This is a genomic window from Actinophytocola sp., from assembly GCF_050699915.1.
GTDB lineage: Bacteria > Actinomycetota > Actinomycetes > Mycobacteriales > Pseudonocardiaceae > Actinophytocola.
Map to the genome: position 1 here is coordinate 1 of NZ_JBOHGA010000237.1, position 8,810 is coordinate 8,810.

At 71.7% G+C, this 8,810-nt stretch carries 9 protein-coding genes; 4 read left to right on the forward strand and 5 right to left on the reverse strand.

What is annotated here, in order from left to right:
• The coding region (locus ACRDSK_RS28400; RefSeq protein WP_431444418.1) for an MFS transporter at positions 1–713 on the forward strand (713 nt) is incomplete at its 5' end.
• On the opposite strand, the gene ACRDSK_RS28405 is transcribed toward ACRDSK_RS28400, so the two are convergent.
• From ACRDSK_RS28405 to ACRDSK_RS28415, 3 genes are read right to left on the reverse strand one after another with little or no spacing between them, the layout of a single operon-like run.
• A complete protein-coding gene (locus ACRDSK_RS28405; protein ID WP_431444419.1) occupies positions 705–3,347 on the reverse strand; it encodes a CHAT domain-containing protein in 2,643 nt (880 codons plus the stop codon). The genes ACRDSK_RS28400 and ACRDSK_RS28405 overlap by 9 nt on opposite strands.
• A gap of 1 nt (position 3,348) precedes the next feature.
• Positions 3,349–3,675, reverse strand: coding sequence for a CU044_2847 family protein (locus ACRDSK_RS28410; protein ID WP_431444420.1), 327 nt, complete (start codon positions 3,673–3,675; stop codon positions 3,349–3,351).
• Positions 3,676–3,706: 31 nt separating this feature from the next.
• Complete coding sequence (locus ACRDSK_RS28415; protein WP_431444421.1) at positions 3,707–4,279, reverse strand: CGNR zinc finger domain-containing protein; 573 nt, start codon at positions 4,277–4,279, stop codon at positions 3,707–3,709.
• Positions 4,280–4,366: 87 nt separating this feature from the next.
• Here ACRDSK_RS28415 and ACRDSK_RS28420 point away from each other — a divergent pair, with 87 nt between their 5' ends.
• Positions 4,367–5,122: a class I SAM-dependent methyltransferase gene (locus ACRDSK_RS28420; RefSeq protein ID WP_431444422.1), complete on the forward strand. Its 756-nt coding sequence runs from the start codon at positions 4,367–4,369 to the stop codon at positions 5,120–5,122.
• Here the strand turns inward: ACRDSK_RS28420 and ACRDSK_RS28425 are convergent.
• Positions 5,119–5,574: an Lrp/AsnC family transcriptional regulator gene (locus tag ACRDSK_RS28425; protein ID WP_431444423.1), complete on the reverse strand. Its 456-nt coding sequence runs from the start codon at positions 5,572–5,574 to the stop codon at positions 5,119–5,121. The two genes, ACRDSK_RS28420 and ACRDSK_RS28425, sit on opposite strands and share 4 nt — an antisense overlap.
• Positions 5,575–5,644: 70 nt before the next feature.
• A complete protein-coding gene (locus ACRDSK_RS28430) occupies positions 5,645–6,781 on the reverse strand; it encodes a M24 family metallopeptidase (RefSeq protein WP_431444425.1) in 1,137 nt (378 codons plus the stop codon).
• Positions 6,782–6,938: 157 nt separating this feature from the next.
• Between ACRDSK_RS28430 and ACRDSK_RS28435 the strand changes: the two genes are divergently transcribed.
• Entirely contained in the window at positions 6,939–7,922 is a 984-nt protein-coding gene (locus ACRDSK_RS28435; RefSeq protein ID WP_431444426.1) for an ATP-binding cassette domain-containing protein, read from the forward strand.
• On the forward strand, positions 7,919–8,728 hold the full coding sequence (locus ACRDSK_RS28440) for an ABC transporter permease (protein ID WP_431444427.1): 810 nt from the start codon (positions 7,919–7,921) through the stop codon (positions 8,726–8,728). The genes ACRDSK_RS28435 and ACRDSK_RS28440 overlap by 4 nt, the downstream gene beginning before the upstream one ends.
• The last annotated feature ends 82 nt before the right edge of the window (positions 8,729–8,810 follow it).

Below are 8,810 nucleotides of genomic sequence, written 5' to 3' on the forward strand. Positions count from 1 at the left end.
GCGTGCTCGTCGGCGCGTGGCTCGGCTGGCGGGGCGTGATGTGGGCGATCGCCGGGATCGGCGTGCTGGTCGCGGTCTCGCTGACGGGGCTGCCGCGCGTGACGGTGCCGGCGGCCGGGCTGCGGACCCGCCTGTCGGTGCTGGTGCGGCCGTCGGTGACGCGGGTGCTGGTGATCACGACCGTCGGCCTGACCGCGTCGTTCAGCGTGTTCGTGTACCTGCCCGTGCTCGCCGCGTCGGTCGCCCCGGGCGCGACGATCTCGTGGGTGCTGATGGCGTTCGGCGTCGGCTCGGTGGCCGGGAACTGGCTGGCCGGGCGGTGGACCGACCGGACGGAACCGCGACGGGTGCGGTTGGTCTCGCTCGCCGGGCTGGTGCTGACGCTCGCCGCGATGAACGCCGGCCTGCTGACGCTGCCGGGCCTGCTCGTGACCGCGGTGGCGAGCGGGGTGGTCGCCGGGATGCTGATGGTTCCCCAGCAGCACCGGTTGTTCGCGCTCGCGCCGGACGCGCCGACCGTCGCACTCGGACTCAACGGCTCGGCGATCTTCGTCGGCGCCGCGCTGGGGTCCGCGCTCGGCGGGCTGATACTGGCGACCGCCGGGCCGTCCTGGCTCGCCCCGGCCGGCGCGCTGGTGGCGGTCGGCGCGGTCGTACTGGCGCGGGAGAACGCCGCCGCCCCGGCCCGCGAACCGGCTACGGCGCTACCGTGAGAAGAGGGTGAGGTCGGCCCAGCTCCAGCCGTCCGGGAACGCCGCGGCGAGCTCCTCGCGGAGGCGGCGCACGAGCTCGTCGGCGGTCAGGTCGCTGCCGGCCTGGTTCAGCACCGTCGACGCGACGCGAAGACGTGCCTCACGCGGCAGCTCGGTGTCGAACGCGATCGCCGCGCCGACACCGACGTCGAGCAGGGCGGTCAGCAGGCCGGATACCGCGACGCCCTGACTCGACAAGGTCTCACTGGTCGGCGTGTTCAAACAGACGACGAGCAGGCTCGGTGGGTGGGCCGCCACCGCGTCCGCGACCTCGTGCACGGACAACCAGACAGGTTGCCGGCCGGGTCCGAACGTCACCGCGGCCCCTCCCGTCGCCCCCTGTGTGAAGGAGACATCGACGACCACGACGTCGTACCGGTTTCGAGCCAGCTGGTCGAGAACACCCACCACGTCGTCGTCGTGCAGCCAGGCGACCTCCGCTGCCCGCCGGCCGTCTCGCAGCCGATTCCGCACCCGTTGAGCGAAGTCGTCGTCGGCGGCGCCGTCGGATCGGGCGTGCGCGCCAGTGACCACCAGCGCGCTCCGCAGGTTGCCCAGAGTCCGCCTCTCGTCGTCGGCCCTCCCCCGGCCGAGCTGTCGGACGACGTCCGCGTGGTTGATGACGTACCCGCGCACCTCGTCGCGCAGGAGCTCCCACGGCAGCCATTGCAGGTCGTCGTCGACCCGAACGACGAACTTCGGACGAGATCGACTCCCCTCCGAGACGGGAACCGCGGTGCGGAAGACGTCGGCCAGGTCGTCCGGTAGGAACTTGTCGAACAGTAACCGGCCCGCCTCGGCCGAGGCGTCGCGCTTTCTCTCGGTCCGAAGGTTCGCCATCACGGCATGCACCTGGCCAGGCCCGGCCTCGCCCGCATCAGGGTGCTCCCGCAGCAAGATCACGTTGGCGTTGATGCCGACGAACTCGACCTTCTCGAAGTCGCGGCCGGCGATGGCGACGCTGGAGTCTCCGCCCGACGAGGTGTCCAGCTCGATCGTGTCGACGTTGAACCAGTCGACCCACTGGATGTCGGGATTGTCGAAGAAGCTCTCCCGACTCCAGATGATCCGGTGGGTCGTCAGGAGTACCAGGACTCGCCGGTAGGTCTCCCCCGACCGCGCGCACTTGAAGGTCGCCACCGGCACCTCGACCGCTCCGAGCGCCTCACTGATCGCCTTCTTCTGGCCGGTGTACAAGGTCTCGTTCGGTCCCAGCCGCGCCCACGCGGCCTTGATCGCCGCGCGGGCCGCCGACGTGTCGCCCGTCGTCGAGTAATCGAACAACGGGGCGAACATCTCGATGCCCGGACGGGACGACCCGAAGGACCGCCGCGTGTCGCCGGCCGCGACGGTGACGCGGACCTCGTCGTCTCGCGACCGCGCCACCCGCAAGGTGAGCGAGTCGGTTCCGGCCGGCGGTTCCGGTCGCGCCTCCCTGGCCGCGGGAGCGCGTCGCACCGGCGGCTCGACGGCGACCGGTTGCCCGGGTGTCGAGGAGAACAGCCTCGTCTCCTCGCCGCGGAGGAAGAGCACCGGCGTGCCGAACTCGGTGTCGTGCCCGTTCGCCCACATCGCCATCCGCGACCGCGACAAGGCCGCGTCCACCGGATCGAGCTGCGCCACCGCGGTGTAGAAGCTCTCGGCGAACACGATCGCCGCGTCGTCGGTGATGTCGAACTGCATGCCGACCACGGCCGTGATGCCCGTGCCCACGAGAGAGGTCGCGACGCCGGAGAACGGGTCCACCGCGGACACGCGTGCCCCGGCGCAGGCGTTGAGCACGACCAGCTGGAGGCTCCGCTCGTCCCGCAGCACCCAGGCGAGCTCCTCGCCGGTGACCTCGCGGGGCAGGCCGTGCTCGTCTTCGAGGATGAGCACGCCGCTCGCCGTGCGGTCGTCGTACGCGCCGTGGCCGACGTAGTGGACCACGTGGAACTCGTCCGGCGCGGCCAGCACTCGATGCAGCTCGCCCAGGGTCGCCCGCTCCAGCCATTCGATCGTGATGGCGCCGCCGGCCACCAACGGGGCCAGCGCACGATCGAGCTTGTCCTTCTCCTCGGCCACGTCCAGCGGCACCTGTCCGGACGGCGCACTCGCCAACGCGAGAATCCTCAGCGGTGGATGCAGCTCCCTCGTCGGCCGCACGCCGGCGAGATCGAAGGAACGCACGACGGGACTGTAGATCGACTGCGCGAGGAAGCCTCGTCCCTCGTAGATGTACTCCCACGGCACCGCCATGAGCTCCGGCGACTCGAGCTGCAGCCGGATGCGCAGTCCACGATCGCGGTACCGGGCATGCATGCTGGCGTCGTTGTAGACGCGGCGGACGTCTCCGGTGAACAGGGCGTCGAACAGCTCGCTGCCGAACTTCTTCGCCTCGTCGAGCTCGGTTCGGACGACGGATCGAGTACGGCCCCTGGTGCGCCCCAGCCGGGCGACGAAGAGCTCGAGGTCCCGCTCGTCGAACGGCATCGTCACCCGGGCCCGGCCGCTGCTCTGCACCGCGTCGGCCGTCACGACGACGTGGTAGTCCTGCTCGCCGCGATGGCCGACGCGCAGCACGAGCTCGTCGTACTCCACGATCCGCGAGCCCATGTCAGGGGCCCTTCCCGCCCAGGGTGAGGCGGATCTGCAGGCTTGCCTCGGCGCTGGTCCCCGCGATGACCACCCTGGCGTCCGCGGCGAACTTGAGCCCGAACTCGAGCTCGACCTGGTCGCCATCGTCCACAGTGGACCGAATCTGTTCGACCACGTCTCGCAACGTCGGCAGCACTCGGCGAAGGCTGTCCTGGATCGTCTCGCCGGCGTGCGCGACGACGCGTTCGGCCCGACCTCCGCGCGTGACCTGCTCGCCGGGCAGGGCGGTCACCTCCACCAGCAGACCACCGTCTTCGGCGTCGTCGTACACGACGTAGGGCGACATGTCTGACGAGTCGCCGGGGGCTGACCGGGTGTTACGGGTGTTGACGATCTCGGGCCGCGGAGTCCGTTCGGCGGGCGCGGAAGGCCGCCGCCTTGACCCGGTTCTGGCACGCGGTCGAGCAGAACCGGCGGGTGCCGTTGCGGGAGATGTCGACGTAGACCCGGTCGCAGCCGGACGCGTTGCAGATGCCGAGCCGCTCGACGGACGCGGTGCCCACTACGGTCGCGAGCGCGGTGGCCATCGGGGCGGCCCAGCTCACCGCCCACTCGGCCTCGGCGCTGTGGAAGTGCAGATGCCACGGCTCGCCGTCGTGTCGGGAGAGCGTCGGGACGGCCTCGGTCTCGCGCATGACCGTGTTCAGCGCGAGGCACGCACCGTCCACGTCGCCGACGTCGACCAGCTCGACGACCTGGCGCAACCGGGCAGCCCAGCCGGCGAGCTCGGCCGCCTCCTCCTCGGTGGGCCGGTCGGACGCACGCTCGGGCGGAACGGCGCCGCGCACCGCCGCGGCGACGTCCGCCGGCCCGGGAAAGTCCCGGCCGTGGCGCTCGCCGGGCGTCACGTCGTTGATCAACCGGACCACGTGACCCACGACGTCGCTCATATGACTGTCAAACTCCACTTGACCAGTCACCTCCTTAGCCGCTAGCGTCACTGGTATCAAGCATATAGACAGTCACGGAGGTGCGCGATGCAGGGTACGACGGCACAGCGGTGGGTCCAGCGGTGGGACAAGCAGCAGGAGAACAACATCCCCGACCGCGAGGAGCGGTTCCGCGTGGTCATCGACGTCGTCGGCACAGTCGTCGGAACCGCCGTCGGCACGGGCCCGGCGAACGTGGTCGACCTCGGCTGCGGACCGGGGTCGCTGTCGGCGAGACTGGCGGCGGCCCTGCCCGCGGTGCATGTGGTGGGCTTGGACGCCGATCCCCTGCTGCTCGGGCTCGGTGTCGCGAACACCGGCCCGCGGGTGCGGCTGGTGGAGGCCGATCTCGGCGACCCGTCCTGGCCGGACCGCACCGGGCTCGCGGGCCGGTGGGACGCGGCCGTCTCGTCGACGGCACTGCACTGGCTCGACCCCGACACGCTCGCGGCGGTGTACCGCGCGCTGGCCGAGCGGCTGCGCCCCGGCGGCGTGTTCGTCAACGCCGACCACATGGCGCCCGGAACGTCCACTCTGGACTCCATCGCGGCGCACGTTCGGCACGCCCGCACCACCCGGGTCGGCTCGCACCTGCACGAGGACTGGGCGCAGTGGTGGCAGGCGCTCGGCGAGGACGCGGATCTCGCCCCGCTGCTCGCCGACCGCCCCGCCGCGCCGATCGACCACACGGAGAACGAGCTGACCGTCGGCGAGCACGCGGAGCTGTTGCGGGCGGCGGGTTTCCGCGAGGCCGCCCCGGTCTGGCAGTTCGGCGACGACCACGTCCTGGTCGCGGTTCGCTAGAGGGCGGGCGAGCGGCCCTCGTACGGGGTGGACAGTACGACCGTGGTGCGGGTGGACACCTTCGCGGACTCGCGGATCCGACGCAGCAGGTCCTCGAGCGAGGCCGGGGAGGCCACCCGCACCAGCAGGATGTACGACTCGTTGCCGGCCACCGAGTAGCACGCCTCGATCTCGCGGATGTGGTTGAGCCGCTGCGGATAGTCGTCCGGCGCGGCCGGGTCGATCGGGGTCAGCGAGATGAACGCGGTCAGCGGCAACCCGATCACCTCGGCGTTGAGCTGCGCGGCATACCCGCGGATCACCCCGCGCTGCTCGAGCCGGCGCACCCGCTGGTGCACCGCCGAGACCGACAGGCCGACGCGCTCGGCGAGGTCGGTGAAGCTGCAGCGGCCGTCCGCGGACAGCTCCCGCGCGATCGCCTGGTCGATGGGCTCCAGCTCGGAGGTGGTCACCACAGCCCCTCGCAGGCTCGGTGCTGCCGTTCACGGTCGCGCTGTGACATTGATTCGCTCGCAAGCTCGCTCATGAGACCGGCAGCACGGCCAGGTCGTGCGGCCGGTTGTTCAGCGGCTCGACGCCGTCCTCGGTGACCACCACGATGTCCTCGATGCGCGCGCCCCACCGGCCGGGCTGGTAGATGCCCGGCTCCACCGAGAACGCCATCCCCGGCTCGAGCGGCAGCGTGTTGCCCGTGACGATGTACGGGTCCTCGTGCACGTCCAGCCCGATGCCGTGGCCGGTCCGGTGGATGAAGTACTCGCCGAACCCGGCGTCCGCGATGATCGTGCGGGCCGCGGCGTCCACGTCCTGCGCCGCCACGCCCGGCGACACCGCGTCGACCGCCGCCCGCTGTGCGGCCTGCAGCACCGCGTAGGTGTCCGCCACGTCGGCGTCGCGCGGCTCGCCGAGCACGTACGTGCGGGTGCTGTCCGAGCAGTAGCCCTCGGCGATCGGGCCGCCGATGTCGACCACCACGACGTCGCCCGCCTCGAAGACGCGGTCGGACACGCCGTGGTGCGGGCTCGCGCCGTTGGGTCCGGAGCCGACGATCACGAACTCGGCGACCGTGTGGCCCTCCTCGACGATCGCCGCCGCGATGTCCGCACCGGCCTGCGCCTCGGTGCGGCCGACCCGCACGAACTCGGCCATCCTCGCGTGCACCCGGTCGATCGCCGCGCCCGCCCGCCGCAGCCCGTCGACCTCGGCGGCGTCCTTGCGCATCCGCAGCTCGCGCACGATCGGCCCGGCCAGCACCTGGTCGGCGGCCGGCAGCGCGCGGCGCAGGCCCAGCACGTGCAGCGCCGGCATGACGTCGCCGACCGCCACCCGCGACGCCCCGCCGACCAACGACGCGACAAGCGCGTACGGGTCCTCGTCGTCGACCCAGGTGGCGATCTCCACGTCCAGCTCACCGGTCGGCACCGCCGCGTAGCCCGGCGCCTCGAGCTTCGGCACCACCAGCACCGGCGGCCGGCCGGTGGGCAGGACCAGGCAGGTGAGCCGCTCGAACGAGCTGCCGGACCCGCCGAGCAGGTAGCGCAGGTCCGAGCCGGGCGCCATCAGCAGGGCGTCCACGCCGGCGGTCCCAGCGGCCTCCCGGGCGCGGTCCAGCCGCACGCGCAGCGCCGACGGATCGATCGCGGAAACGGTGGTCGACATGCGGGAAAGCCTAGTCCTACGCCCCGCCGCGGCCGTGTCAGCGACATGTCAGCGCGGCGTGGAGCCGTCTCAGGGCGATATCAGGTCGCTGTCAGCCAGAACGGCGAACGTGGCGTCATCGAACAAGTCATCGAACACTGACCGAGGGGATGAACCCATGAACCACGCAGTGCTGGCCGAGGGGCTGGCCAAGCGGTTCGGCGAGACCACCGCGCTCGCCGGAGTCGATCTCGCCGTGCGCACCGGCACCGTGCTGGGCCTGCTCGGGCCCAACGGCGCCGGCAAGACCACCGCGGTGCGGATCCTGACCACGCTGCTGCGACCCGACGACGGCCACGCGCTGGTGTGCGGCTACGACGTGGTGCGCCAGGCGCACCAGGTCCGCCAGCTGATCGGCCTGACCGGGCAGTACGCGTCGGTCGACGAGATGCTCACCGGCGCGGAGAACCTGCTGCTGATCGGCCGGTTGCTCGGCCGGCCACGCGCGCGGGCCAAGCGCCGCGCCCGCGAGCTGCTCGCGCAGTTCGGCCTGTCCGACGCCGCCAACCGGGCGGTCAAGACCTACTCCGGCGGCATGCGGCGCCGCCTCGACCTGGCCGCGAGCCTGGTCAGCCGCCCGCGCGTGCTGTTCCTCGACGAGCCGACCACCGGGCTGGACCCACGCAGCCGGCTCGACCTCTGGCAGATCGTGCGAGAGCTGGTGGCCGACGGCGTCACCGTGCTGCTGACCACCCAGTACCTCGACGAGGCCGACAACCTGGCGCACGAGATCGCGGTCGTCGACCACGGCCGGGTCATCGCCACCGGCACGCCGGCCGAGCTCAAGGCCCGCACCGGCGCCCAGCCGCTGGTCGTGCGCCCCGCGGACGCGGCCGACCTGCCGATCGTGCTGTCCGTCGTGCGCGACCTGACCGCCGCCGACCCGGTCGTCGAGGGGTCGACCGTGACGGCCTCGGTCACCGACCCGGCGATGCTGCCGGCCGTCGTGCGTCGCCTTGATGACGCCGATGTGCCGGTCGCCGAGCTGGCCCTGCGCGACGCCAGCCTCGACGAGGTCTTCCTCGGCCTCACCGGCCACCGCGCCACCACCGACGAGCCCGCGCCGGTGACGACGACCGAGACGGAAGGAGTCCCGGCATGACGACCATGACCGCCCCGACGATGGGCGCGGTGGCGCCGCGCATCCGCCCCTTCGAGGGCCTCACGCAGAGCCTGTCGCTGTCCTGGCGCACGCTCGTGCAGATCAAGCACAACCCGATGGAGCTCATCGACTTCTCGATTCAGCCGATCATGTTCCTGCTGCTGTTCACGTACGTGTTCGGCGGCGCGATCTCCGGCACCACCGACGACTACCTGATCTTCGCGCTGCCCGGGATCATCGTGCAGAACTCGTTGTTCGGCACGCTCAACACCGGCATCGGGCTCAACACCGACATCACCAAGGGTGTGTTCGACCGGCTGCGCGCGCTGCCGATCGCCCGCTGGTCGCCGCTCGCCGGGCGGATCGGGGCGGACATGGTCAAGCAGGCGTGGGCGATGGCCCTGCTGCTCGGCCTCGGCGCGATCCTCGGGTTCCGGGTGGGCACCGACGTCGTCGGTGTGGTCGGCGCGTTCGTGCTGATGCTCGCGTTCGCCATGGCGTTCTCGTGGATGTCGGTGCTCGTCGGCATGATCGTCAAGGAGCCGGAGAAGGTCATGATCTTCGGGTTCGCGGTGATGTTCCCGCTGACGTTCGTGAGCAACGTGTTCGTCCCGTCCGAGACGATGCCGGGCTGGCTGCAGGGCTTCGTCGACGTCAACCCGGTGACCCAGGTCGCCGAGGCGCTGCGCGGGCTGCTGGTCGGCGGTCCGGTCGCCGGCCCGGTCGTGGCTTCGTTGCTGTGGGGCGCCGGGATCCTCGCGGTGTTCGCACCGCTCGCGGTCCGCGCGTTCAGGCGGCGGGTGTAGCGCCGACCAGCTCGCGCACCGTGTCGACGGTGGTGTCGCGGCCGCGCGCGACCGACTCGGCGAACGCATCGTCGCCGAGCTC

Bases quoted from the DNA above. Each gene is read 5' to 3' on its own strand.
- ACRDSK_RS28430 (WP_431444425.1), bottom strand. From the start codon at position 6,781: ATGTCGACCACCGTTTCCGCGATCGATCCGTCGGCGCTGCGCGTGCGG.
- ACRDSK_RS28405 (WP_431444419.1), bottom strand. From the start codon at position 3,347: ATGGGCTCGCGGATCGTGGAGTACGACGAGCTCGTGCTGCGCGTCGGC.
- ACRDSK_RS28435 (WP_431444426.1), top strand. From the start codon at position 6,939: ATGAACCACGCAGTGCTGGCCGAGGGGCTGGCCAAGCGGTTCGGCGAG.
- ACRDSK_RS28440 (WP_431444427.1), top strand. From the start codon at position 7,919: ATGACGACCATGACCGCCCCGACGATGGGCGCGGTGGCGCCGCGCATC.
- ACRDSK_RS28420 (WP_431444422.1), top strand. From the start codon at position 4,367: ATGCAGGGTACGACGGCACAGCGGTGGGTCCAGCGGTGGGACAAGCAG.
- ACRDSK_RS28415 (WP_431444421.1), bottom strand. From the start codon at position 4,279: ATGAGCGACGTCGTGGGTCACGTGGTCCGGTTGATCAACGACGTGACG.
- ACRDSK_RS28410 (WP_431444420.1), bottom strand. From the start codon at position 3,675: ATGTCGCCCTACGTCGTGTACGACGACGCCGAAGACGGTGGTCTGCTG.